General features: G+C 70.2%; 22 protein-coding genes. 14 read left to right on the forward strand and 8 right to left on the reverse strand.

Annotated elements, in window-relative coordinates; translation table 11 throughout:
• Positions 1–20: 20 nt before the first annotated feature.
• Both ACFW16_RS07490 and ACFW16_RS07495 read left to right on the forward strand, forming a co-directional pair.
• A complete protein-coding gene (locus tag ACFW16_RS07490; RefSeq protein WP_380303399.1) occupies positions 21–3,017 on the forward strand; it encodes a bifunctional [glutamine synthetase] adenylyltransferase/[glutamine synthetase]-adenylyl-L-tyrosine phosphorylase in 2,997 nt (998 codons plus the stop codon).
• 34 nt (positions 3,018–3,051) lie between these two features.
• Positions 3,052–3,516, forward strand: coding sequence for a peroxiredoxin (locus ACFW16_RS07495; RefSeq protein ID WP_380303401.1), 465 nt, complete (start codon positions 3,052–3,054; stop codon positions 3,514–3,516).
• A gap of 6 nt (positions 3,517–3,522) precedes the next feature.
• Here ACFW16_RS07495 and ACFW16_RS07500 read toward each other — a convergent pair whose 3' ends face one another.
• Entirely contained in the window at positions 3,523–3,777 is a 255-nt protein-coding gene (locus tag ACFW16_RS07500) for a hypothetical protein (RefSeq protein WP_380303403.1), read from the reverse strand.
• Positions 3,778–3,884: 107 nt separating this feature from the next.
• Positions 3,885–4,775 (reverse strand): LysR substrate-binding domain-containing protein, encoded by an 891-nt coding sequence (locus ACFW16_RS07505; protein WP_380303405.1) that lies wholly within the window; start codon positions 4,773–4,775, stop codon positions 3,885–3,887.
• Positions 4,776–4,872: 97 nt separating this feature from the next.
• Between ACFW16_RS07505 and ACFW16_RS07510 the strand changes: the two genes are divergently transcribed.
• The gene (locus tag ACFW16_RS07510) at positions 4,873–5,577 is read left to right on the forward strand and encodes a glutathione S-transferase family protein (RefSeq protein ID WP_380303407.1); all 705 of its coding nucleotides are present in this window, start codon (positions 4,873–4,875) and stop codon (positions 5,575–5,577) included.
• Between the two features lie 21 nt (positions 5,578–5,598).
• On the opposite strand, the gene ACFW16_RS07515 is transcribed toward ACFW16_RS07510, so the two are convergent.
• On the reverse strand, positions 5,599–6,375 hold the full coding sequence (locus ACFW16_RS07515; RefSeq protein WP_380303409.1) for a dioxygenase: 777 nt from the start codon (positions 6,373–6,375) through the stop codon (positions 5,599–5,601).
• Between the two features lie 117 nt (positions 6,376–6,492).
• Between ACFW16_RS07515 and ACFW16_RS07520 the strand changes: the two genes are divergently transcribed.
• Complete coding sequence (locus tag ACFW16_RS07520; RefSeq protein ID WP_380303411.1) at positions 6,493–7,404, forward strand: LysR family transcriptional regulator; 912 nt, start codon at positions 6,493–6,495, stop codon at positions 7,402–7,404.
• 38 nt (positions 7,405–7,442) lie between these two features.
• Positions 7,443–7,811 carry a cupin domain-containing protein gene (locus ACFW16_RS07525; protein ID WP_380303413.1) on the forward strand — a complete coding sequence of 123 codons (369 nt, stop codon included), beginning with the start codon at positions 7,443–7,445 and terminating at the stop codon, positions 7,809–7,811.
• A gap of 93 nt (positions 7,812–7,904) precedes the next feature.
• Here the strand turns inward: ACFW16_RS07525 and ACFW16_RS07530 are convergent, their stop codons facing one another.
• Complete coding sequence (locus ACFW16_RS07530) at positions 7,905–8,696, reverse strand: ferritin-like domain-containing protein (RefSeq protein ID WP_380303415.1); 792 nt, start codon at positions 8,694–8,696, stop codon at positions 7,905–7,907.
• Positions 8,697–9,009: 313 nt separating this feature from the next.
• Here ACFW16_RS07530 and ACFW16_RS07535 point away from each other — a divergent pair, with 313 nt between their 5' ends.
• The 4 genes from ACFW16_RS07535 (at position 9,010) to ACFW16_RS07550 (ending at position 14,456) form a co-directional block, all read left to right on the forward strand.
• Complete coding sequence (locus ACFW16_RS07535; protein WP_380303417.1) at positions 9,010–9,567, forward strand: YfiR family protein; 558 nt, start codon at positions 9,010–9,012, stop codon at positions 9,565–9,567.
• A complete protein-coding gene (locus ACFW16_RS07540; protein WP_380303419.1) occupies positions 9,564–10,850 on the forward strand; it encodes a diguanylate cyclase domain-containing protein in 1,287 nt (428 codons plus the stop codon). Before ACFW16_RS07535 ends, ACFW16_RS07540 begins: the two co-directional genes overlap by 4 nt.
• Positions 10,834–11,325: an OmpA family protein gene (locus tag ACFW16_RS07545; protein ID WP_380303421.1), complete on the forward strand. Its 492-nt coding sequence runs from the start codon at positions 10,834–10,836 to the stop codon at positions 11,323–11,325. The genes ACFW16_RS07540 and ACFW16_RS07545 overlap by 17 nt, the downstream gene beginning before the upstream one ends.
• A 242-nt stretch (positions 11,326–11,567) precedes the next feature.
• Positions 11,568–14,456: a hypothetical protein gene (locus tag ACFW16_RS07550; RefSeq protein WP_380303423.1), complete on the forward strand. Its 2,889-nt coding sequence runs from the start codon at positions 11,568–11,570 to the stop codon at positions 14,454–14,456.
• 2 nt (positions 14,457–14,458) lie between these two features.
• Here ACFW16_RS07550 and rocD read toward each other — a convergent pair whose 3' ends face one another.
• Positions 14,459–15,670 (reverse strand): ornithine--oxo-acid transaminase, encoded by a 1,212-nt coding sequence (gene rocD, locus ACFW16_RS07555; protein WP_380303425.1) that lies wholly within the window; start codon positions 15,668–15,670, stop codon positions 14,459–14,461.
• Between the two features lie 22 nt (positions 15,671–15,692).
• Positions 15,693–16,673 carry an arginase gene (rocF, locus tag ACFW16_RS07560; protein ID WP_380303427.1) on the reverse strand — a complete coding sequence of 327 codons (981 nt, stop codon included), beginning with the start codon at positions 16,671–16,673 and terminating at the stop codon, positions 15,693–15,695.
• Positions 16,674–16,798: 125 nt separating this feature from the next.
• On the opposite strand from rocF, the gene ACFW16_RS07565 reads away from it, so the two are divergent.
• From ACFW16_RS07565 to ACFW16_RS07585, 5 genes are all read left to right on the forward strand, one after another.
• On the forward strand, positions 16,799–17,236 hold the full coding sequence (locus ACFW16_RS07565; RefSeq protein WP_380303429.1) for an Lrp/AsnC family transcriptional regulator: 438 nt from the start codon (positions 16,799–16,801) through the stop codon (positions 17,234–17,236).
• A gap of 120 nt (positions 17,237–17,356) precedes the next feature.
• On the forward strand, positions 17,357–18,286 hold the full coding sequence (locus ACFW16_RS07570) for a class I fructose-bisphosphate aldolase (protein WP_380303431.1): 930 nt from the start codon (positions 17,357–17,359) through the stop codon (positions 18,284–18,286).
• 54 nt (positions 18,287–18,340) lie between these two features.
• A complete protein-coding gene (locus ACFW16_RS07575; protein WP_380303433.1) occupies positions 18,341–18,802 on the forward strand; it encodes a thiamine phosphate synthase in 462 nt (153 codons plus the stop codon).
• Between the two features lie 91 nt (positions 18,803–18,893).
• Positions 18,894–19,187 carry an antitoxin of toxin-antitoxin stability system gene (locus ACFW16_RS07580; protein WP_380303435.1) on the forward strand — a complete coding sequence of 98 codons (294 nt, stop codon included), beginning with the start codon at positions 18,894–18,896 and terminating at the stop codon, positions 19,185–19,187.
• Positions 19,184–19,468: a type II toxin-antitoxin system RelE/ParE family toxin gene (locus tag ACFW16_RS07585; RefSeq protein WP_380303437.1), complete on the forward strand. Its 285-nt coding sequence runs from the start codon at positions 19,184–19,186 to the stop codon at positions 19,466–19,468. Before ACFW16_RS07580 ends, ACFW16_RS07585 begins: the two co-directional genes overlap by 4 nt.
• Before the next feature lie 10 nt (positions 19,469–19,478).
• On the opposite strand, the gene ACFW16_RS07590 is transcribed toward ACFW16_RS07585, so the two are convergent.
• Positions 19,479–21,704, reverse strand: a complete 2,226-nt coding sequence (locus ACFW16_RS07590) for a DUF3141 domain-containing protein (RefSeq protein ID WP_380303439.1) — start codon at positions 21,702–21,704, stop codon at positions 19,479–19,481.
• A 127-nt stretch (positions 21,705–21,831) separates the two neighbouring features.
• On the reverse strand, positions 21,832–23,598 hold the full coding sequence (argS, locus tag ACFW16_RS07595) for an arginine--tRNA ligase (protein WP_380303441.1): 1,767 nt from the start codon (positions 23,596–23,598) through the stop codon (positions 21,832–21,834).
• Positions 23,599–23,612: the final 14 nt, after the last annotated feature.

The raw sequence follows: 23,612 nt of genomic DNA on the forward strand, positions 1-23,612 counted from the left end.
TTAGGCACATGGACAGGGTGATGCCACGTTACGAAGCCGAATTGGCCGATGCCGTCTGGCCCCGCGCGGGCGATCCCGACCGTGCCCGGCGCGGAGTCGAACGGTGGCTTGAACGCGCGACCGATCAATCCGATCCCGAGCTTCGCGATTTCTCCCTCGCATTGCCCGGCGACCCGCGGGGACGGGCCTTGCTGGAGGCCGTGTTCGGCGGCAGCCCCTACCTGACCGAGCTGGCGCTGAAGGCCCCGGCGACGATCCGGCGCTTCCTCTCCGACGGCCCGGACGCCGCCGTCGCCGCCGAGCTGGCGGCCCTGCGCGCCGACACCGCCGCCGAGGCCGACACCACCCGGCTGATGCAGGCGTTCCGCCTGGCCAAGCGACGCATCGCCCTCTTGATCGCGCTGGCCGATATCGGCGGGCTGTGGCCGCTGGAGCAGGTCACGGGCGCCCTCTCCGAGCTCGCCGAGACCACCCTGGACCTGGCCACGGCCCATCTCCTGTCCCGCGCCGCGGCGCGCGGCCTGCTGCGCCCGGAAGCCGTGGCGGCGCCGGACGCTTCGGGGCTGATCGTGCTGGGCATGGGCAAGCTGGGCGCGCGCGAGCTGAACTATTCCAGCGATGTCGACCTGATCATCCTCTACGACGCCGACAAGGTGCCGACCGACCGGCCGGACGACCTCGGCCAGACCTTCAGCCGGATGACCCGCGACCTGGTGCGGATCATGGAGGAGCGGACGGTCGACGGCTATGTGTTCCGCACCGATCTGCGGCTGCGGCCCGATCCCGGCGCGACGCCGCCGGCGGTGTCGCTGGCAGCGGCCGAGAGCTACTACACCAGCCTGGCGCAGAGCTGGGAGCGCGCGGCGATGATCAAGGCCCGGCCGGTGGCGGGCGACCGCGCCGCCGGTGACGACTTCCTCGACTTCCTGACGCCCTTCATCTGGCGCCGCAACCTCGATTTCGCGGCGATCCAGGACATCCATGCGATCAAGCGTCAGATCCACCATCATCACGGCCACGGCGCGGTCGCCATCGAGGGCCATGACCTGAAGCTCGGCCGCGGCGGCATCCGCGAGATCGAGTTCTTCGTGCAGATGCAGCAGCTGATCTTCGGCGGCCGCGAGCCCAAGCTGCGCCTGCGCGGCACGGTGGCCGGGCTGGACGCGCTGGCCGAGGCCGGCCGGGTCGACCGCGGCACTGCCGCCAGCCTGGCCGAATGCTACCGCTTCCTGCGCCGCGTCGAGCACCGCATCCAGATGCTGGAGGACCACCAGACCCACGCGCTGCCGGAAGACCCGCGCGAGATCGACGCGCTGGGCCGCTTCCTCGGCTTCCCGGACCCGGCCTCGTTCCGCACCACCCTGACCGACACGCTGCGGCTGGTCGAGAGCCGCTACGCCGAGCTGTTCCAGGAGGATCGCCCGCCCGAAGGCGCTGTTACCCTGGTCTTCGCCGGCGTCGACGACCATCCCGGCACGGTCGAGACGCTGCAGCGTCTGGGCTTCGCCCGGCCGTCGGAGGCGATCGCCGTGGTGCGCGGCTGGTTGCACGGTCGCTACCGGGCCTTGCGCAGCGAGCGGGCGCGCGGCCTGATCACCGGGCTGGTGCCGCGGCTGCTGTCGATCGTCGGCGGCACCGCCGATCCCGACGCCACGCTGCAGCGGCTGGACGGGTTCCTGGCCCGGCTGCCGGCCGGCGTGCAGCTCTTCTCCTTGTTTAACGTCAACCCCGATCTCCTTGATCTCCTTATCGATATACTCGGTTTTGGCGGCCGGATCGCGGATTATCTGACGGCCCATGCCGGCCAGCTCGAGGCGGTGCTGGCGCCGGGTTTCTTCAGCAATCTGCCGGGGCGGGAGCGGCTGCAGGAACGGCTGGCCGCGGAGCTGGCGACAGCGCGCGACTTCGAGGACATGCTCGACGTGCTGCGGCGCTGGACCAACGACCAGCGCTTCCGCGCCGCAGTGCACATCCTGCGGCGCCTGTCCGAGACGCCGACCTGCGCCACGTTCCTGTCCGACGTCACCGAGCTGGCGCTGCAGGCCCTGGTGCCGCGGGTGGAGGCTGAGTTCGCAAGACGGCACGGCCGCTTCCCGGAAGGCGGCCTCGCCCTCCTCGCCATGGGCAAGCTGGGCGGCCGCGAGATGACGATCCGCTCCGACCTCGACCTGATCATGATCCACGACGCCGGCGCCGATCAGATGTCGGACGGCGAGAAGCCGATCGGGCCGATGGTCTACTACACCCGCCTGATCCAGCGCCTGGTCTCGGCGATCACCGCGCCGACCGCGCAGGGCGCGCTGTTTGAGGTCGACATGCGGCTCCGCCCCTCCGGCAATGCCGGGCCGCTGGCCACCAGCCTGGAGGCCTTCAGCGCCTATCAGCGCGGCGACGCCTGGACCTGGGAGCACATGGCCCTGACCCGGGCCCGGGTGATCCATGCCGACGGCCCGCTGCGCGAGCGGATCGAGGCCGAGATCCAGGCACTGCTGGGGCTGCCCCGCGACCCGGACAAGCTGCGCCGCGACATCGCCGAGATGCGCGGCCGGATGGCGCGCCAGCGCGACACCGGCGATGTCTGGAACATCAAGCATTTCCGCGGCGGGCTGGTCGATGTCGAGTTCATCGCCCAGTACCTGCAGCTGCGGCACGCCGCCGAGCATCCGGAGATCCTGCACCAGGCCACCGCCGAGGTGCTGCGCCGCGCCGAGGCCGCTGGCGTCCTGCCGGGAGCGGAGGCGGAGACGTTGCGGCGGGCGCTGGCAACCTGGCAGCGGGTGCAGGCCTTCCTGCGCTTCGCCGTCGAGGACAGGTTCGATCCGGCCGAGGCCTCCGACGCCATGATCCGCGGGCTGCTCCGCGCCGTCGCCGAGGACGCCGCCGCCGACCCGCCGGAGGATCTCGACGCCGCCGCGGCCGGGATGCGGCGCCAGGCGGCCGAGGTGATGGCCGTGTTCGACCGCCTGATCGGGCCGCCGCCGACGGACGAGCTTGCCTCCAAGCCTGCGGCATCCTAGTCAAACGCAGCGAACCGCGCGTGGAGAGACCCGAATGACCGTCGAGATCGGCAAGCCCGCCCCGGACTTCACCCTGCCCAAGGCGGGCAGCGGGACGGTCTCGCTTTCGGCCCTGCGCGGCCGGAAGGTGATCGTCTACTTCTACCCGAAGGCCGACACCTCGGGCTGCACCAAGGAGGCCTGCGGCTTCAACGACGCGCTGCCGGAGTTCGAGGGCGTCGACGCCGCGATCATCGGCATCTCCAAGGACCCGGTGCCGGCGCTGAACAAGTTCGCGGCGAAATACGGGCTGACCTTCACCCTGGCCTCGGCCAAGGACGACGACACGGTCGAGCGCTACGGCGCCTGGGTCGAGAAGTCGATGTACGGCCGCAAATACATGGGCATCGACCGGTCGACGGTGCTGGTCGACGAGCAGGGCATCGTCCGTGGCCTGTGGCGCGGCGTGCGTGTGCCCGGCCATGTCGAGGCGGTGCTGGCCGCGGCACAGAAGGGGTGACGGCTGCTATTGAGGCGGATGTTCCACCAGGTCGAGCCGTCGCTCGATGCGGTCGAGCCGAGCTTTGATCTTGTCGACGACGTGCCGGTCCTCGACTGTCTCGGCATAGTTCGACGCCTGATCGCGGACGAGGCGGGCCAAGCCGATCTCGATCTGCGCGAGTCGCGATACGATCTCCTGGTCGCGCTCCCTGGATGCGGTCTGCTCGGCCTGGATCCGCTTCAGGTGCTCCAGCACCAGATTGGTGGTTTCGTCGGTCATGTGTGGCCAGAACCTGCCGGTTGCTGTCGCTCAGCCTACACCAGAAATATGGTCGTTCCGCAATTTGTGGAAGAGGTGGTCACGAGGATTTCCCTCGACGAGCTTGGCTAGCCGGCCTCCTTCGCCAGGAAGTCGATGACGGCGCGGACGGCCGGCAACTGGCCACGCCGGGACGGCGTCAACAGCGTCGTCCACACCGTTCCGGCTTCCCACTCCGGCAGGACCGGCGCCAGCGTGCCGGCGGCGCGGGCCTCGGCCGACATGGTCTCGGGTGCGCAGACGACGCCCAGTCCCGCGGCCGCCGCCTTCAGCAGCACGACGGATTCATCGGCCACGAAACCTGACACCGGCGCGACCTGCGCCTCGCGACCGTCGCGGTGGCGCAGCCGCCAGACCGTGGCCGAGGGGCCGGTCAGCAGGCCGTCATGGTCCTTAACATCCGCGGGCTCCTGCGGTATGCCGCGGCGTGCCAGATAGTCCGGCGCCGCCACCAGGGTGATCCGGTCGACGCTCATCCGCCGCTGCACCAGCTCGGAATCCGGCAGCGGCGCGAAATGGCTGCGCACCGCGATGTCGAAGCCCTCCTGCACCAGGTCGACGAAGCGGTCGGTGACGTGGAGCTGCAGCCGGATCTTCGGATAGGCCCGCGCCAGCGCCGGCAGGCGTCCGGAGAGTTCGAACTGCGCGGTCGGCACCGAGGCGGTGATCCGGACCGTGCCGCTGGGCTCGGCCAGGCGGCGGCGGACCACGCTTTCGGCCGCCTCCGCCTCGATCATCGCCGCCTGGGCGTGGTCGTAGAAGTCGCGCCCGAGCTCGGTCAGCACGAAGCTGCGCGAGGTGCGGTGGATCAGCCGGGCGCCGAGCTCCGCCTCCAGCTCGGCGACGCGCTTGCTGATGGTCGATTTCGGCAGCCCCAGCCGCCGTCCCGCCGCGGCGAAGCCGCCGCTGTCCACGGCCCGGACGAACAGGGTCAAGTCGTTGAGGTTGAGCACATCCATTGTCCATATCTGTGGACTTTGGGTTCACGAAAGCACGGCTACAGCCTCAAAGTCCACATGGGCATATTCCTGTGACCGAAACACAGGGAACCCCAACATGGAACCGATCCTCTTCTACGGCGTGCCGTCGGGCTGCTCCTTCGGCTCGATCGTGGCGCTGGAATGGCTCGGCGAGCCGTACCGGCTGAGCCGCATCGAGATGCCGGAGGTGGTGCAGGGCGAGGCCTATCGCCGCCTCAACCCGGTCGGCGAGACGCCGACGCTGATGACGGCGGACGGCCGGGTGATCAGCGAGAGCCTGGCGATCCTGAACCATCTCGGCGCCCGCGGGATCGACAAGGGCCTGTCCTTCGCCCAGGGCACGCCTGGATTCGACCGGCTGAACCAGGCGCTGGGCTTCCTCAACACCGCCTTCTTCAACGCCTTCAGCCCGCTGTGGTATGCGCTGGAGCATGGCGCCGAAGGCGCGGAGCGCAACGCGCTCAGGGCCTATGGCGCGGCCAAGGTGGCGAAGGCTCACGCCGATCTGGAGGCGATGCTGGGTGGCCAGGACTGGCTGCTGGGCGACCGGACGCTGGCCGACGCCTATTTCATCGGCATCGCCCGCTGGACCAAGTATCACGACGTGGTCGACCGCCGCGACTACCCCGGGCTGCAGCGCCTGTTCGAGCGGCTGGAGGCCGACCCGGCCGTGCAGTTCGCCCATGCGATCGAACGCGGCGAACCCGCTCGCGGCACCGGCGGCTTCCGGGGCGAGATCGGCCTGGAGGAGGCGCTGGGCCGGGTGAAGCTGGCGGCCTGACCGCCGCCAGCGTCCTCCGCCTCAGAAGGAATAGGCGTCCATCGCCAGCGCGCCCATGGTGACGCTGGCGTGGAGCCGGCGGCCGGGCAGGTCGCCGGCCCCGAGGGCGACGAAGAAGGGCAGGAAATGCTCGTCCGCCGGATGGTTCTTCGCCGCCTCGGGCGCTAGGCGGCGGTAGTCCAGCAGATCCTCGGTGCGGCCCTCCTCCACCGCCGCGGCCACCCAGTCGATGAACGCCCGGGCCCAGCCGGAGACCGGGGCGTCCGGCCCGCCGCGCCAGTCCAGCGCCCGCAGATTGTGGGTCAGCGACCCCGAGGCCAGGATCATCACCCCGTCGTCCCGCAGCCCGCGCAGCGCCTGGCCCACCGCGTAGTGATGCGCCGGGTCGAGATGCGGCTGGATCGACAGGGTCGCGACCGGGATGTCGGCGGCCGGATACATCCGGCGCAGCGGCACCCAGGCGCCGTGGTCCAGCCCGCGCTTGTCGTCGATCTTGACCGGCAGGCCGGCCGCGGCGATCCGCTCGGCGGCGAGGCGCGCCAGGCCGGGCGCCCCGGCGGCCGGGTAGCGGACCTGGTACAGCGGCTCGGGGAAGCCGTGGAAATCGTGGATCGTCTCCGGCTGCTGCACCGCGCCCAGCGTCGGCACCTCGGTCTCGAAATGGGCGGAGGCCAGCAGGATCGCATCCGGGCGCGGCAGCGACGGCCCGAGCGCGTCGAAGAACCGCCCCGCCGGCTCGTCCGACAGCGCCAGCATCGGCGAGCCGTGGGAGACGAAGAGCGCGGGCATCGTGGACATGATTGATCTCCAGAGCGTTCGGCGCGGATGGCCTCCGCCGATGCCGATATTGGACCTCTCGTCGATTTTGATAATCCGGCGTGACATCAAAAGATTGTTGATCCACCTTTGACAATCATGGATCGCCTGACCACGCTGGACCTGTTCGTGCGGATCGTCGATGCCGGCAGCTTTGCCGCCGGGGCGGAGCAGCTCGGCCTGTCGCGGGCGCTGGCCAGCCGAGCCATCCTGGACCTCGAGACCCGGCTCGGCACCCGTCTGCTGAACCGCACCACCCGCCGGCTGAGCCTGACCGAAGCCGGCGCCGCCTTCCACCGCCGGGCGCAGCGCATCACCGCCGACGTGGCCGAGGCCGAGGAGGAGGCGGCGGCCCTGCACGCCCGGCCGCGCGGGCTGCTGCGGGTCAATGCGCCGATGAGCTTCGGCGTGCTGCATGTCGCCCCGGCCCTGGCCGCCTATCTCGAGCGCTATCCCGAGGTCTCGGTCGACCTGATCCTGAACGACCGCGTCGTCGACCTGCTGGAGGACGGCACCGACCTGGCGATCCGCATCGGCCGGCTGGCCGATTCCTCGCTGATCGCCCGCCGCCTGGCTCCCTGCCGCATCCTGCTCTGCGCCGCCCCGTCCTATCTCGCGGACCATGGCACGCCGGAGCACCCGTCCGATCTCGCCCGGCACCGCTGCATCGCCTACGCCTATGGCGGCGACCGCGGCGACTGGGTGCTGACCGGGCCGGAGGGCGAAGTGCGCGTGCGCGTCAGCGCCCGGCTGCAGATCAACAACGGCGACGCCATCCAGGCGGCGATCCGCGAGGGCTACGGCATCGCCCGGCAGCCGGACTTCATCGCCGCCCCCGATCTCGCGGCCGGCCGGATGGTCCAGGTGCTGCCGGAATGGCGGCTGCCGGAGCTCGGCATCCACGCCGTCTACCCGCCGGCCCGCACCCTGTCGGCCAAGGTCCGCAGCTTCGTCGACTTCCTGGCCGAGCGCTTCGCCCGCCCGTCCTGGAGCCTCGACAGCAGGGGCTGAAGCCGGCAGTGTCGCCGCGTTCCGCAAGCGAGATCCCTATGAGCAAGACCGCCGCCGACATCATCGATTTCGCCATCGCCTCCTCCGAGGATGCGACCTATCGGCCCGATCCGGCCAAGGTCCTGAGCGGCGATCCGCTGCAGACGGTGCGGAGTTTCTACAGCGACCCAACGGGCCAGTTCTCGGCCGGGATCTGGGAGGGCGCCGTCGGATCCTGGCGCGTCGGCTACACCGAGGAGGAGTTCTGTCACCTGCTCTCCGGCACGGTGGAACTGACCGACGGCGCCGGCGCCGCCCGCCGCTTCGAAACCGGGGCCAGCTTCGTCATCCCGGCCGGTTTCGAAGGCACCTGGCGGAACCTGACGCCGGCACGAAAGCTGTACGTGATCTACGAACGAAAAGACTAAGCAACAAGATCGAGTAGGTTGGGTTCGCCTCGGCGAACCCAACGGCGCGGCCGGATGCTGTTGGGTTCGCTGCCGCGAACCCAACCTACGGCGCTACTCCGCCAACGGCTCATAGAAGGCGGCGGCGAAGCCGGCGAGGTCGCGGGCCGGCACGTTGAACGGCCGCTTCAGCCTGGCCCGGAAATAGCGCCGCACCAGCTCGTGATAGGTCGGGATCGGCGCCCTGCCCTGCCGGCCGCATTCCCATTCGAACCAGCGCCGGCCGGCGGCGACATGGCCGATCTCGTCGGTGTAGATGCGGTGCAGGATGCGGGCGCTGTCGGGATCGCCGGCGCGCTCCAGCCGCTCCACGGTCTCCGGCGTCACGTCCAGGCCGCGCGCCTCCAGCACCAGCGGCACGACCGAAAGCCGGCCGAGCAGGTCCTCCGCCGTCTCCTCCGCCGCCTGCCATAGCCCGTCATGCGCCGGCAGGGCGCCGTAGGCGGAACCGAGCTCGCCCAGCCGGCGCGACAGCAGGCCGTGATGCGTCGCCTCCTCGTCGGCGACCTTGACCCAGTCGTCGAAGAACCCCTCCGGCGTCTCCGCCGTGGCGAAGCGGGCGATCAGGTCCCAGGTCAGGTCGATCGCGTTCAGCTCGATATGGGCCAGGGCGTGCAGCAGGGCGATCCGCCCCGCCTCCCCGCCCAGCCGCCGCTTCGGCATGTCGCCCGGTCGCCGCAGCTCTGGCCGCGCCGGCCGGGCCGGGCGCAGCGGCGGGCGGCGCAGGCCCAGCACCGGGACCGCGCGCTGCCGCCAAGCCGCGGCGGCCTGGTGGCTCAGCTCGATCTTGCGCAGCGGATCCGCCGTCTCCAGCACGTCGACGGCGAGGTCGGTCAGGGCGTCCATGCCTCCTCTTACACCAGGATGGCGGCGCCCTGAAATGACGGCGGTCCCGGCCGATCGTCTCAAGACCGGGACCGTCTCGGGATGCCGCCACGAGGCAATGATGTTATCCTGCCGTTGTCTGCCGGCCTCGCGAATGGACGGCGGGCACATGATCATTGCCGAAGCCCGAGATTGTCCCGAGATCCTGTTGTCCCGATGCAGCGCCGATCGCGCCTGCCCCGCCACAGCGCCCCAGCAGATGACCGGCCGGTCCCCGTCGCTCCCGATCGCCGCCGGACCGCCGCGCGCGCCTGACCGGAACGGGCGCGCCGGGATGTCCGGATGCCGCCGATGGCTGCCGCGCCTTCGCCGCGCCGCGACGGCGGGCGCGGCGCTGCTGGCCTTGGCCGGCCCCGGCGGGGCGCTGGCGCAGGATCCGCCCGAGGACAGCCCGGCGGCGGTCCGGCAGGTGGTGATGGGTATCATCAGCTACACCCGCTGGCCGGTCGAGCCGCCACAGCTGCGCCTCTGCGTGATCGGCCCGGCCGACTACGCGGGCGACCTGCTCGCCGGCGCCACGCAGCCCTCCGGGCGGCCGGTCCGGACGGTCCGCCTGGGACTCGACGGGTCGCCCGGCGGGGACTGCGACGTGGTCTATCTCGGCCGGATCGGCGATGCGGAGCGGCGGCAGCTGTTCGCCCGCATGGCCGGCCACGCCGTGCTGAGCATCAGTGAGCAGGACGAGAGCTGCACGGTCGGCAGCATGTTCTGCCTGGACGTCCGGGGCCTCCAGGTCTCGTTCCAGATCAACCTCGATTCCGTGGCCCGGAGCGGCGTGCGGGTGAGCCCGAAAGTGCTGCAGCTCGGCCGGCGCAGGGAGACGTCGCCGTGACCCGGCGGCGCGAGGAGCCGCGGCCGCCGCTGCGGCGGGTGCTGCGGCGGGCGCATCTCGGCGTCGCCCTGCTGGCGGTGACGCTGGCGGGGCTGACCCTGACCGTCGCCGGCTTCGCCGCCCTGCGGGCCTATGCCGGCAGCAACCTGCAGCTGATCGCAGCCTCGATGAGCTACACCGTGGAGGCCGCGGTGGTGTTCAGGGACCGCGCCGCCGCCGAGGAGGCGCTGGGCCTGATCGCCGCCACCGAGGGGGGCGTGACCGAGGCCGATGTCTTCGACGCCCATGGCGCGCTGTTCGCCCATTGGCAGCGCCCCGCCCGGCCGTCTCTGTTCGGAGGGCTGGAGCGCCGCCTGGCGGACATGGTCTTCTCGTCGCCCGTGCGCCAGCCGATCACCCATGACGGCGCGGAGATCGGCCGGGTCGAGCTGCATGGCAGCGCCGCGGGGCTGCTGCGGTTCCTGGCGATCGGTCTGGCGGTGGTGCTGGTCTGCCTGGCCCTGAGCGCCCTGAGCGCCCTCCTGCTGTCGCGTTATCTGGTGGCCGGCATCGTCGGCCCGCTGCACACGCTGGCGACGGTGGCGCACCGGGTCCGCAGCGAGCGGACCTTCGACCGGCGCGTGCCGCCGGCGGCGATCGCCGAGCTGAACGAGCTGGCCGGCGACTTCAACGCGCTGCTCGGCGAGCTCGAAGCCTGGCAGGCCGGGCTGCAGCGCGAGAACGAATCCCTGGCCCATCAGGCCAGCCACGACAGCCTGACCGGCCTGCCGAACCGTGCCCTGTTCGAGGTCCGGCTGCGCACCGCGCTGCAGGAGGCCGAAGCGGCCCATGGCCGGGTCGCGGTGCTGTTCCTCGACAGCGACAACTTCAAGCAGACCAATGACGATCTCGGGCACGCCGCCGGCGACGCGGTCCTGGCCGCCGTCGCCGCCCGGGTGCGGGACCGGCTGCGCAAGACCGACTTGGTGGCGCGGCTGGGTGGCGACGAGTTCGGGGTGCTGCTGGCCCCGGTCACCGAGACCGCCGACGCGCTGCAGGTCGCCGACGACATCCTGGCCAGCCTGCGGCAGCCCATCCGGCTGCCCGACGGCGACGCCGTCACCGCCTCGGTGAGCATCGGCATCGCCGTGTTCCCCGACCATGCCGGGGACGGGGCCACCCTGCTGCGCCAGGCCGACACCGCCATGTATCTCGCCAAACGCCTGCGGCCCGGCGGCCGGGAACTCGCCGCCGGGCCCGACCCATTCGAGGAACGGGGGACCCATCTTGCATCTCGTCACTAGGCGCACCGCCGCCGGGCTGGTCCTGGCCGGCCTTCTCGCCGCGACCCTGGCCGGCTGCCAGTCCGGGCTGACGCCGGCGCAGATCGCGCTGTTGAAGCAGCAGGGCTTCGAGCTGACCGACGCCGGCTGGGAGTTCGGCATGTCGAGCAAGCTGCTGTTCGGCACCAACGAGGCGACGCTGGCCTCCGGCCAGCGCGAATCCATCGGCCAGCTGGCCCGCGCATTGCTGTCGGTCGACATCCACCGGCTGCGGGTCGAGGGCCACACCGACGACTACGGCACGGCGGAGTACAACCAGCAGCTGTCCGAGCGCCGGGCGAAGGCCGTGGCCGAGGCTCTGGTCGCCGCCGGCATCCCCGCCCAGGACCTGCAGGTGGCCGGGATGGGCATGAGCGCGCCGGTCGAGGACAACCGCTCCTCCGCCGGCCGGCGGGAGAACCGCCGTGTCGCGATCATCGTCTCGAACCAGCAGTAGCCGATACCGAGCCCAGGCGACATCGTTACAGAAATATTGCATTCGCCAAAAATACCAGTAAGAGCGAATACACATCCGGCACTGTTCCAGTTCCTGGAACCCCGGCGTCGCGCCTGTCTGCTTCTATGTCGCCGCAGTGCCGGTCAACCGCGACGAATCGATCTGTAATTCCGGGACAGGAGATTGGATTCTTCTTTCCCGATCGGCCAAGCTAATCGGATATCATTGGAAGGGCGTCCGGGATGGTCACTCCGCTCGACAACCGCAGATGGCCGCAGATCAAGCCGGTCCACGCCACCACCAAGACGGACGACTTCCAGCGCAGCGTCGATCGGGCCGACCGTCGGCTCGACGGCGGCGTCATCATCCACAGCATCCAGAACGGCGAGTCGGCGCTCAAGGTCGGGGGCGAGCACGGGTTCTCCCTGGCCGAGCTGACGCTGATGAACCCGAAGCTGGCGAAGAACCCCGGCTGGATCCAGCGCGGCGACACCCTGATCCTGGTCGACAAGGCCCTGTTCAAGGAGGTCACCGACGCGATCAAGACCGTCGAGCAGGCATCGCAGAACAAGGGCTCGCGGGTCGCCGCGGAAACGGCGGGCGAGCTGCGCCAGAAAGCGGAGCTGCAGCTGGCGCCCGGCTTCATCGAGGCCGGGCTGCCGGTCGCCTGGGACAAGGCCAAGCTGAAGGCGGCGCTGGACGCGCACGAGCAGCCGGTCGCCGGGCTGGGCAGGCGCCAGCCGGGCTTCGCCGAGATCGCCTCGCGCGCCAAGCTCTCCGCCCAATCCGATCTCGACACGGTGTTCGAGCCGCTGCGGGCCTCGATCGCGGCGGCCCGGCACAGCGGCGACTGGAGCGGGGTCCAGGCCGAAGCCGAGACGCATCTGGCGGCGCTGTCCAAGGGCAGCCCGGACCTCAAGGCGGCGATCGACGGGCTGACCGACCTGCTGATCCAGGGCGGCCCGAAGCAGGGCTCGAAGACCGATCCCGGCTACGAGACGGCGATCAGGACCGCGCAGACCCAATTGCTGACCGAGCGGCCGGCCAAGCCGATCCTCGACCTGGCGGCGAAGCACCAGAAGACGGTGGTCGGCAGCGACATCGCCAAGCCGGAATACAGCAGCGCCATCGCGCCGGAGCTGACCAAGGCGGAGGAGGTCACGCGCGACCGGCCCGGCCACACCGTGTCGCCGGAATGGGCGACGCAGATCCTGGGCGACCCGAAGGTCCAGTCGGCGCTGGACACGGTGATCCAGGACTACCCGGACGGCCCGGCCCAGCGCGGGGCGAAGACCATCGACACGCTGTCGGCCCTGTCCGACCGGACCGGCCGGACCAAGGACGGCGAGAAGATCGTCGACCGCTACGCCAGCCAGCTGGTGGCGATGGCCGAGAAGGCAGGACGGAACGGCGCCGGCATCTCGCCCGATTTCGTCCAGGAGTTCGGCAGCGCCTTCAAGGACAGCATCGCCGCCGGCCGCACGCCGACGCTCGCCATCCGGGTCGCCTACCATCTCGAGAAGAACGGCCATCTCGACGAGGCCAGCCTGCTGCTGGACCAGACGGGCCAAGGGGTGAAGGACCAGGTCAAGCACACCGGGGACACCGGCAAGACCTTCAAGTCCGACGTGCTCTATCCGAACCAGGTCGCCGCACCCGGCGCAGACGACCAGCAGAAGCTGGCCGGGCTGCAGGGCCTGCTGGAGCAGCAGAAGCCGCTGGTCGACAGGCTGGACCAGGCCGGCGCCTCGCTGGTGCTGACCCGCGCCGCCATCGAGAACGCCCCCCGCGACCTGCTGGACGGGCTGCCCGGCGGCGGCACCGTGGACGAGGCCTACGGCACGCTGGTGAAGGAGGCCGGCACCGACGGCAGCGATGTCAACCTGGCGCTGCGCCTCAGCCCGAAGGCCGCGGTCGAATGGGGCCGCATGGTGCAGCAGGACCAGCGCGAGCAGGTCGGGACGCTGCCAGACAAGGAGCTCGACCAGATCCTGGCCAGGCTGGACAAGCTGCCGGCCGACGATCCGGCGGCCGAGATCCGGGAGAAGCTGGGCAAGGGCGACGCGGCGCGCCGCGCGCTGCGGGCCGATCCAGACCTGACCCTGACGCTGATCCAGCAGCTCGGCGGCCAGGATGCCGAGAACGGCGCCGAGGTGCCGAAGCAGCCAACCGGCATGTTCATCGTCCGCAACGGCGACGACTTCATCCGGGCGATGCAGGGCGCGCCGGCCACGCCGCTGACCTCGATCTTCTCCGCCATCGGCGGCGTCGAGTTCATCCGGCCGAAGGAGACGCTGGACGTGATCACCGGCGCGCCAACGCTGGACCCGAAGACCATCAACAACGCCTGGGGCTACTGGTTCGCCGGCAATGCCTGGAAGACCTGGAAGGTGTCGCTGGGCAAGCCGACCCCGATCATGGGGCCGATCCTCGACAAGAGCCTGATGCCGCTGACCCTGGCCACCACCGCCGAGGCCCTGGTGCATGGCCGCCCGCTCGACGCCGTGTCCTGGCTGCCGGCGATCATCGGCAGCCTGAAATCGGTCGGCCCCAAGACCGGCGGCGCGCTGTGGCTGCTGACCGCGATCGCCGTGGTCGGCAAGTCGCAATACACCCGGGTGAAGGCGTCGAACCACACCGAGCCGATGCTGGGCGCCTGGCTGAAGTCGGCATACCCAGACGTCGACAAGCCCGAGAGTCTGGCCAATTGCGACGAGGAGGGCCGGCCCTTCCTGGCGATGCTGCCGACGCTGGGCAAGCGGCTGGGTTTCAAGCAGGACGAGCTGCCGCAGCTGGTCGACTGGCTGTACCAGCTGCCGGTGCGCAAGCGCGACTTCTTCATCGACAACGCCCTGCAGGTCGAGCCGAACGACAAGGGCGAATACCCGATGGGCCAGTACGACGCCAATGCCCGCCGCGGCCCGAACATCCAGCGCTACCAGATCCACACCATCGAGGACGTGGTGCTGTTCGCCGAGCAGTACGACTTCGAGCTGCCGAAGCCGCCGGGCGCCGCCCAGCCGGAACCGGAGAAGACGGAGAAGAGCCCCTCCCCCTCTCCCACCGAATCCCGGCAGCCCTGGCAGTATGACTGGATCCTGCCGACGCCGTCCGCGACGCCGCGCGACTGACCTTAGGCCGTGCCGGTCATCACCGCGGCGAACTGCTCCATCGCCCAGTCGACCTGGTCGCGGGTGATCACCAGCGGCGGCGCGATGCGGATCGTGTCGCCATGGGTGTCCTTGGCCAACACGCCCCGCTTCTGCAGCGCCTCGCAGTAGCGGCGGGCGCCGCCGGCCTCCGGATGCAGCTCGACCGCCAGCATCAGGCCGCGGCCCCTCACCTCGCGGATCAGGTTGCTGCGCAGCCCGGCCAGCTGGGCCTGGAAGTAGTCGCCCTGGCGCTCGGCGTTCTCGATCATGCCCTCCTCGACCAGCACCTTCAGCGCGGTGCGGGCGACGGCGCAGGCCAGCGGGTTGCCGCCGAAGGTGCTGCCGTGCTGGCCGGGCTTGAGCACGCCCAGCACCTCGGAGTTCGAGAGCACGGCCGAGACCGGGTAGAAGCCGCCGGACAGCGCCTTGCCGACCAGGGTGACATCGGCCTCGATGCCCTCATGCGCCTCGGCCAGCAGCTTGCCGGTGCGGCCGAGCCCGGTCTGGATCTCGTCCAGGATCAGGGTGACGTTGTGGCGGGTGCACAGCTCGCGCACGGTCCTGAAGTAGCCGGCCGGCGGGATCACCACCCCGGCCTCGCCCTGGATCGGCTCGACCAGGAAGGCCACGGTGTCCGGGGTGATCGCGGCCTCGAAGGCGGCGGCGTCGCCGAAGGGCACCACCTTGAAGCCGGGCGCGAAGGGCCCGAAACCGCCCCGCGCATCCGGGTCGGTCGAGAAGCCGACGATGCCGAGCGTGCGGCCGTGGAAGTTGTTCTCGCAGACGATGATCTCGGCCTGGCCATCGGGCACGCCCTTGACCTCGTAGCCCCACTTGCGGACCGCCTTGACCGCCGACTCCACCGCCTCGGCGCCGCTGTTCATCGGCAGCACCTTGTGCGAGCCGGTGAGCGCCGCGATCTCGTCGTAGAACAGCGCCAGCTGGTCGTTGCGGAAGGCGCGCGAGGTCAGGGTCAGCTTCTGCGCCTGCTCGACCATCGCCGCCAGGATCTTCGGGTGGCAATGGCCCTGGTTGACCGCGGAATAGGCCGACAGGCAGTCGAGATAGCGGTTGCCGTCGACATCCCAGACCCAGACGCCCTCGCCGCGCGACAGCACGACGTCGAGCGGCTTGTAGTTGTGCGCGCCGAGACGGGCTTCGGTCTCGATGAGGCGACTTGCCGTCGTGGCCATGATCCTGCTCCTGTCCCGTCTCTTACTGCGCGCCCGAGGCCGCGCGCTCCAACGCCCCGGCCGGCTCGATGATCTGCCGGCCGAACAGGCTGGAGACCAGGTCGACCAGCAGCAGGGCGCTCCTGCCGCGGTCGTCGAGGAAGGGGTTCAGCTCGACCACGTCGAGCGACCCGACCAGGCCGCTGTCGTACAGCATCTCCATGATCAGATGAGCCTCGCGGTAGGTCGCCCCGCCCGGCACGGTGGTGCCGACGCCCGGCGCGATCGACGGGTCGAGGAAGTCGACGTCCAGGCTGACATGCAGCACGCCGCCGCTGGCCGCGACCTTGTCGAGGATCCGGCGCATCAGCACCGAGACGCCGTATTCGTCGACCAGGCGCATGTCGAACACCTCGACGCCGCGGCGGCGCAGCAGCGCCCGCTCCTCGCGGTCGATCGAGCGGGCGCCGAGGATGGTCAGGTTCTGCGGGTCCAGGCGCTCGCGCGGCTCGGCCCCGAACACGTCGTCGAGGCCGGGCTCGCCGCACAGCAGGGCGGCCGACATGCCGTGCATGTTGCCGGAGGGCGTGGTCGCCGGGGTGTTGAAGTCGGCATGGGCGTCGAGCCACAGCACGAACAGCTCGCGCCCGGCCTCGCGGCAATGGCGCAGCACGCCGTTGACCGTGCCCATCGACAGGCTGTGGTCGCCGCCGAGGAAGATCGGCAGCGTGCCCTGCTGCATCAGCGCATGGGCGCGGTCGCTGAGCACCCGGGCCCAGCCCGCGATCTCCGGCAGGAAGCGCATCTGCGGCGTCTCGGCGACGGCCGGCAGCGGCCGCGCGGGCGCCACGTCGCCCTGGTCCTCGACCTCGAAGCCGAGGCCCTGCAGGCTCGGCAGCAGGCCGGCGGTGCGCAGCCCGGCCGGGCCCATCACGGCGCCGCGATGCCCGGCCCCGACTTCGACCGGCGCGCCCACCAGGGCGATGCGCGAGGGCCGCTGCTGCGTGCGATCGGTTCCGTCCATGTCCTGCCATCCCTGTCGGCGGGGTTCGAGGCCCGATTATCCGCCCGCGAGGAGGTGACATAAAGATGGCATCTTGGCTATTTTGCTCAATGGATCGAGCAGATTGGCAAGGGGCGTTGATCAGAATGGACGATCTCGACCACAAGCTGCTGTCGCTGCTGCGGGCCGACGCCCGCACCCCGGTCTCCACCCTCGCGCCGGCGCTCGGGGTCTCCCGCGCCACGGTGCGGGCCCGGATCGACCGGCTGGTCGACACCGGCGTGATCCAGGGCTTCACCATCGTGGTCAAGGCCGGCAGCCAGCCGAACCCGATCCGCGCCATCACCATGATCGAGGTCGAGGGCCAGGCCGCCGACCGGGTGATGCAGCGGCTGCGCGGATTCCCGGAGGTGCGGGCCCTGCATTCGACCAACGGCCGCTGGGATATCCTGGCGGAGATCGAGACGGCGACGCTGGAGGAATTCGACCAGACGCTGCGCCGGATCCGGCAGATCGACGGCATCTCGCAGACCGAGACCAGCCTGATGCTATCGTCGATCCGGACGCGGACCGAAGCGGCATGAGGCCGGCGAATTCGTCGTACATTTATCACGAAACATTTGTGCGTCGGCGGCGTTGAACATGCCGACCCGCTCGGCTAGGGATTGCAGCCGACCGACCCACCGCATCGAGGAAGACGGACGATGAGAATCAGCCCGCGCGTGCAGAAGATCCTGTCGAACTACGACAGCGAAAACCCGGCCGTGAAGGCCAAGCTCGCGCAGCTCCTGATGAACGGCCGTCTCGGCGGCACCGGCAAGATGATCATCCTGCCGGTCGACCAGGGGATCGAGCACGGGCCAGCCCGCAGCTTCGCCGTGAATCCCGGCGGCTACGACCCGTTCTACCATCACCAGCTGGCGATCGATGCCGGGCTGAATGCCTATGCCGCGCCGCTCGGCCAGCTCGAGGTCTCGACCGGCAAGCTGTACGGCCAGGTCCCGACCATCCTGAAGCTGAACCACTCGAACAGCCTGTCCCGCCTGAAGGAAGACGCCGACCAGGCGATCTTCGGGTCGGTCGAGGACGCGCTGCGGCTGGGCTGCACCGCCATCGGCTTCACCATCTATCCCGGCTCGGACCAGGGGCTGGAGCAGATGGAGGAGATCGCCGAGCTGATCCGCGAGGCCAAGGCGGTCGGCCTGCCGACCGTGCTGTGGTCCTATCCGCGCGGCGGGGCCATCACCAAGGACGGCGAGACCGCGATCGACGTGGTGGCCTATGCCGCGCATCTGGCCAGCCAGCTCGGCGCCCATGTTATCAAGGTGAAGCTGCCGACCGACTTCATCGAGCAGAAGGAAGCCAAGAAGGAGTTCGACGGCGCCAGGATCGCGATCGGCACCCAGGCCGAGCGCGTCGCCGAGGTCATGCGCTCCTGCTTCGCCGGCCGCCGCATCGTCGTGTTCTCCGGCGGCGCCGCCAAGGACACGGAATCGGTGCTGGCCGACGCCCGCGCCATCCGCGATGGTGGCGGCAACGGCTCGATCATCGGCCGCAACTGTTTCCGCCGGCCGCGGGAAGAGGCGCTGCAACTGCTGGATACCCTGGTCCGCATCTTCCAGGGCAAGGAATAGACCCTGAGCGACTCCCGCATCTACATCGCGATCCCGCCGGAGCTCGATCCGGCGGTGCTCGCGGCCGCCCTCGGCGCCGGCGACGTCGCCTGCGTCGAGATGGCGGTGCCGGCCGATCCGGCCGCGGCCAAGGCCGCGGTCGACCGGCTGCGCGGCATCGCCCAGGAGCAGGGCGTCGCCTTCCTGCTGCGCGACGATGCGGCGCTGGCCGCACGGTCGGGCTGCGACGGCGTCGTGGTCGGCCCCGGCGGCTATGCCGCGGCGCGCAAGGCCGTCGGCAATCAGGCGATCGTCGGCGTGCTGGCCGGCACCAGCCGGCACGAGGCGATGGAGGCCGGCGAGGCCGGCGCCGACTTCATCGGCTTCGACGCCGATGCCGAGATCGTGTCCTGGTGGACCGAGATGATGGAAGTGCCCTGCGTCGCCGCGGTCCCCGAGGCGGATTTCCGGCGTGTGACGGCGGAGGGCTGGACCGATCCGGAGGCGGCCGAGGCGGCGATCCGGAGCGTGGGCTGAAGCGGTCGGCATCTCGGAGGTCACCCGATTTGCTATCCGGTAATGAAATCGTATATACTTCCTCAGTATCTTCGGATGCGGGATGATTGCCATGCCGAAAGAAGCCGTTTTCACGATGAAGCTCGAGGCGGAGCTCCGCGACGCCTTCATGTCCGAGGTTGAAGCAGCCCATCGGCCGGCGTCGCAGGTGGTGCGGGAGTTGATGCGCGAGTTCATCCAGCGCCGCCGTGAGGAACGTGAGTACGACGAGTTCCTGCGCCGGAAGGTCGAGATCGCGCGTGCGTCGATGCGGGCCGGCCGTGGTCGGTCGAATGAAGACGTCGAAGCCGAATTCGCTGCCCTGCGTGCGGAACTGGAGCGCGAGGCTGACGAGACCGGTTCGTGAAGGTCATCTGGACGCCGGAAGCCGAGCAGGATCGTACCGACATTCGAGATCGTATAGCCGGCGACAACCGATTGGCGGCAAGCCGGATGGATCGGCGTTTCGGCGACGCAGCGGCAAAGCTGGCCGATTTTCCGATGCTCGGCCGTGCCGGCAAGGTCCTTGGCACAAGAGAGTTGATCCCGCACGAGAACTATCGCCTCGTCTACGAAGTCCAAGGCGACACGGTGTGGGTCTTGGCGCTGATCCACACCGCCCGCCAATGGCCTCCGACGGCGGACTGAAGCCGCCCCCCTACTTCACCACCTTCAGCGGCCGGCCGGTGCGGCCGCGGCGGACGGGCTTGGCGGGGGCCGCCGCCGCCGCGGCGAAGGCCTCGCGCATGCGGTCGAGGCGGAGCTTGACCTCGCCCGTCACCGGGCCGGCGGCGGAGGCTGCCGCCTCGATCACGGCGAAGGCGTCGTCGCGGGTCGCGGCATCGTCCGGCAGCAGGCCCGGCAGGGCGGTCATCGCCTCCTCCGGCAGCCAGCGCAGGATCAGGTACTGCCGGCGCATCGCCGCCTTGAACTCGGCCAGCGAGGCCCAATGCCCGGGCAGCCGGTCGGCGTAGAGCTGGCGCAAAGTGGCGAAGCCGCGCTCGTCCACCGCCCGCATCGGCCAGATCACGTAGAGGATGGCGCGCAGCACCGCCGCGTGGACATCGCCCTCGGCGACCTTGCCGCGCAGCGCCTCCCGCTCCTCGTCCGGCTCGTTCCGGCGCGGCGGGCGGCGGTCGGCCAGGGTCTCGTCGCCGATGCCCAACGCCGCCTGCAGCACCGGGTTGCCGTAGATCGCGGTGAAGCTGCTCTCGATCCAGCGGTCGCGCAGGTCGCGCCAGCCGTCCAGCGCCGTGACGATCTGGCTCGACACCAGGTCCTGGAAGGCCAGGAACGGGTTGTCGGGCGCCGCCGGGCGGCGGTTGGCGCGCACCTGCTCGGCCGCCATCGCCACCGGCAGCATCGCCGGGTTGCGGTTCGAGAACAGCGAGTACTGCAACCGCGCCGGGCTCAGCCGCCGCCCCAGCTCCGCCGCCGGCTCGCTGGCCATGGCCTGGACCCACGGCCGGGCGGTCGAGGTGTAGAGCGCGCGGTTGATCTCGGACACCCGTGCGGCGGTGGCGAAGGCCTTGTCCTCCTCCGCCGTGTTGATGCCGAGGGCGCGCAGGTCGTTGATGCTGCGCGCCTCGAACCGCACCACATGGTCGCCGCGGATCAGACCGGCATTGGGGTCGTCGGCCTGCTTCTCGATGATCACCGCCTCGTACAGGCCCGGCGCCAGCGTGTCGATCAGGTCGATGTTCTGAATGAACTCGTTGTGTTCCTTCGCCGCGACGCGGCCGGAGACGAAGATGCCGAGATGGCCGATGTCGTCGTGGATGGCGTAGATGATGGTCTGGCCGTTGGCGACGATGTCGTCGGTCGAATCGTACAGGTCGAGGATCCAGCCCAGCGCCTGCTGCGGCGGGGTGATGTTGTCGCCCTGCGAGCAGAACACCACGATCGGCGAGGTGATGTTGCGCAGGTCGATCTTGCGGCCGTCGGAGACCTCGAGCTGCCCGGCGGTCAGCTTGTCGCCGACGAACAGGTCCTCGGTGATGGTCTCGATCTCGTTGGCGTTGAGCTGGACGTAGCCGCCCCACCACTTCTCGAAGCTGAGATAGCGCGCCACCTCGGTGTCGACCTTGCTGTACAGATTGTACTGCTTGGACCACAGCGTGTTGGACGGGTTCAGGCTCTCGAAGTTCTGCACCAGATGGGCGCCGTCGTAGCGGCCGTTGCCCATGTCGCTGGCCAGCGCCGCCGGCCAGCCGCCGCCGGCCAGGCCGCCGAGATAGCGCATCGGGTTCTTGCCGCGCGGCCCGTCCCAGTAGGACAAGGGCGCGCCGGCCAGGATCATCGGCCCGACGATGCCGGGCTTGACCGCGGCCAGCATCGCCAGCGCCCAGCCGGCCTGGCAGTTGCCCATGACGCAGGGCTTGCCCTCGGCCTTCGGGTGGCGCTCGGCGACGATGCGCAGGAACTCGGCCTGCGCCCGGCCGATATCCTCCAGCGTCTGGCCGGCGACCGGCACCGGCAGGAAGCCGATGAAGTAGCAGGGATGGCCGGCGCGCAGGGCCCGGCCGATCTGGCTTTCCGGCTTCATGCCGCCGATGCCCGGGCCGTGGCCGGCGCGCGGGTCGACGACGACGAAGGGCCGCTTGTCCGGGTCGACCGTCACGCCCTCGGGCGGCACGATCCGCACCAGCATGTAGTTGCAGGGCCGCTCCAGGGTGCGGCCGTCGAGGATCACCTCGAACTGATAGGACAGCACATGCGGCGTCGGGTCGGCCGCATGCGCGAGGTACTGGTTGCCGCGCTGGCGCATCACGTCCCAGAACAGCACGCTGCGCTGCGTCGCATCGACCCAGTATTCGACGGCAGACGCCCAGGGCTCGGCCCAGGCGGCGCTAAGCGCGGCGCTCCGGTCGGCAGTACCGGTCATGGTCACCCGTCCTCTTCCTTCGACTGCGGACGATTGTCCGCGGCGGGGCTTTCTGCCCTCAAGGTAGAACGAACGGGCATACTCCGTCGTTCCGCCTTTGGTCGGACGATACACCAGATCCGTTCGTTTACATACGGTCCGGAATTTCGATTCCGAGCAGGTCGAGCACCTGCTCCAGCTGCCGCAGCGTCAGCGCCGCCAGGCCGAGCCAGGAGGCGCGGCGCGCCGGATCCGGCTCGCTCAGCACATGGCAGGCGTCGTAGAAGCGGCTGAACTCCCGCGCCAGGGCGTAGGCGAAGTCGCACAGCTCGTTCGGCGCCCGCTTCTCATAGGCGTTGCGCACGGCGTCGGGCAGCTGCCCCAGCTGCAACATCAGCGCCCGGTCGGCCTCGTTCGCGGCCGGCAGGATCGTGCCGGGCGCGTCGCCCTGCCCCTCCGCCCGGCGCAGCAGCGACTTGGCGCGCACCGCCGCGTATTGCAGGTAGGGGCCGGTCTTGCCCTCGAAGCGCAGCATGCGGTCGAGATCGAACACGTAGTCCGAGGCCGGGTTGTTCGACAGGTCGGCGAACTTCACCGCGGCGATGCCGACCCGGCGGGCGATCCCGCGCCGCTCCTCCTCCGGATAGCCCTCGGCCAGATGCGCCTCCTCCAGCCGCTTCAGGCCGATCTCGGTGGCGGTGTCCAAGAGGTCGTACAGCTTCATGACGCCGCCGGCGCGGGTCTTGAACGGCTTGCCGTCCGGCCCGTTCATGGTGCCGTAGCCGAGATGCTCCAGGCCGGACTTGCCGTTCAGCCCGGCCTTGCGGGCGGCGCGGAACACCTGCTCGAAATGCAGCGACTGGCGCCGGTCGACGACGTAGAGGCCAAGGTCGGGGTCGAGCGACTGCCGCCGGTCGACGATGGTGGCGAGGTCTGTGGTGCCGTAGGTGAAGGCGCCGTCCGACTTGACCAGGATCAGCGGCGGCACCTCCTTCCGGTCTCCCTCCTCGGCGACACGGACGATGACGGCGCCGTCGTCGGTCTCGGCTAGGCCGCGGGCCTCGAGGTCCGCGACCATCGGCTCGATCAGGTCATGGACCACCGCCTCGCCCTTCCACAGGTCGAAATGCACGCCAAGCGAGTCGAACTCGCGCTGCATGCCGGCGATCGAGACGTCGATGAAATGCTGCCACAGCGCCCGATAGCCCGGCCGGCCGGCCTGCAGCTCCGCGGTCGCCCGGCGGCTTTCCTCCATCCGCGCCGGATCGGCCTTGGAGGCCTGGGAGGCGGCCGGATACAGGACCTCGAGGTCCTCCATCGTCACCGGGCTGGCGTTCGGGTACGGGCCGGTGAAGTCCGGGTCGAAATAGGGCAGGTCCGGCTGGCGGCGGGCGATCTCGCTGATCACCATGCCCATCGGCGTGCCCCAGTCGCCCATATGCACGTCGCCGATCGCCTCGTCGCCCGCGAACCGGAACAGGCGGCGCAGGCTGTCGCCGATGATCGAGGCGCGGAGATGGCCGACATGCATCGGCTTGGCGATGTTCGGCCCGCCATAGTCCAGCACCACCCGGCGCGGCGGGTTGGTCTTCGGCACGCCCAGCCGCTCGTCCTTCGCCTGGGCGTCGACATGGCCGGCGAGGACGGTGTCGGCCAGCGACAGATTGATGAAGCCGGGGCCGGCCAGCGACACGGCGCTGAACTGCGGGTCCGCCTTCAGCCGCTCCGCCACCTTCTCCGCGATCTGGCGCGGGTTGGCGCCCGCGCGCTTGGCCGCCGGCAGCGCACCGTTGCACTGGAACTGCCCGAGATCGGGACGGTTCGAGACGATGACCTGGCCCAGTTCGGGCGGCAGGCCTTCCGCGGCGAACGCGGCGGCGACGGTTTCGGTCAGCTTCGAGGCGAGCGAGGACATGCGGGCAGATCTTC

It is taken from the genome of Inquilinus sp. NPDC058860 (assembly GCF_042743185.1).
Taxonomy (GTDB): Bacteria; Pseudomonadota; Alphaproteobacteria; order DSM-16000; family Inquilinaceae; genus Inquilinus.

Excerpts from the sequence above, each read along its gene's own strand:
- ACFW16_RS07490 (WP_380303399.1), top strand. The coding sequence starts at position 21 with ATGCCACGTTACGAAGCCGAATTGGCCGATGCCGTCTGGCCCCGCGCG.
- ACFW16_RS07495 (WP_380303401.1), top strand. The coding sequence starts at position 3,052 with ATGACCGTCGAGATCGGCAAGCCCGCCCCGGACTTCACCCTGCCCAAG.
- ACFW16_RS07500 (WP_380303403.1), bottom strand. The coding sequence starts at position 3,777 with ATGACCGACGAAACCACCAATCTGGTGCTGGAGCACCTGAAGCGGATC.
- ACFW16_RS07505 (WP_380303405.1), bottom strand. The coding sequence starts at position 4,775 with ATGGATGTGCTCAACCTCAACGACTTGACCCTGTTCGTCCGGGCCGTG.
- ACFW16_RS07510 (WP_380303407.1), top strand. The coding sequence starts at position 4,873 with ATGGAACCGATCCTCTTCTACGGCGTGCCGTCGGGCTGCTCCTTCGGC.
- ACFW16_RS07515 (WP_380303409.1), bottom strand. The coding sequence starts at position 6,375 with ATGTCCACGATGCCCGCGCTCTTCGTCTCCCACGGCTCGCCGATGCTG.
- ACFW16_RS07520 (WP_380303411.1), top strand. The coding sequence starts at position 6,493 with ATGGATCGCCTGACCACGCTGGACCTGTTCGTGCGGATCGTCGATGCC.
- ACFW16_RS07525 (WP_380303413.1), top strand. The coding sequence starts at position 7,443 with ATGAGCAAGACCGCCGCCGACATCATCGATTTCGCCATCGCCTCCTCC.
- ACFW16_RS07530 (WP_380303415.1), bottom strand. The coding sequence starts at position 8,696 with ATGGACGCCCTGACCGACCTCGCCGTCGACGTGCTGGAGACGGCGGAT.
- ACFW16_RS07535 (WP_380303417.1), top strand. The coding sequence starts at position 9,010 with ATGTCCGGATGCCGCCGATGGCTGCCGCGCCTTCGCCGCGCCGCGACG.
- ACFW16_RS07550 (WP_380303423.1), top strand. The coding sequence starts at position 11,568 with ATGGTCACTCCGCTCGACAACCGCAGATGGCCGCAGATCAAGCCGGTC.
- rocD (WP_380303425.1), bottom strand. The coding sequence starts at position 15,670 with ATGGCCACGACGGCAAGTCGCCTCATCGAGACCGAAGCCCGTCTCGGC.
- rocF (WP_380303427.1), bottom strand. The coding sequence starts at position 16,673 with ATGGACGGAACCGATCGCACGCAGCAGCGGCCCTCGCGCATCGCCCTG.
- ACFW16_RS07565 (WP_380303429.1), top strand. The coding sequence starts at position 16,799 with ATGGACGATCTCGACCACAAGCTGCTGTCGCTGCTGCGGGCCGACGCC.
- ACFW16_RS07570 (WP_380303431.1), top strand. The coding sequence starts at position 17,357 with ATGAGAATCAGCCCGCGCGTGCAGAAGATCCTGTCGAACTACGACAGC.
- ACFW16_RS07580 (WP_380303435.1), top strand. The coding sequence starts at position 18,894 with ATGCCGAAAGAAGCCGTTTTCACGATGAAGCTCGAGGCGGAGCTCCGC.
- ACFW16_RS07590 (WP_380303439.1), bottom strand. The coding sequence starts at position 21,704 with ATGACCGGTACTGCCGACCGGAGCGCCGCGCTTAGCGCCGCCTGGGCC.
- argS (WP_380303441.1), bottom strand. The coding sequence starts at position 23,598 with ATGTCCTCGCTCGCCTCGAAGCTGACCGAAACCGTCGCCGCCGCGTTC.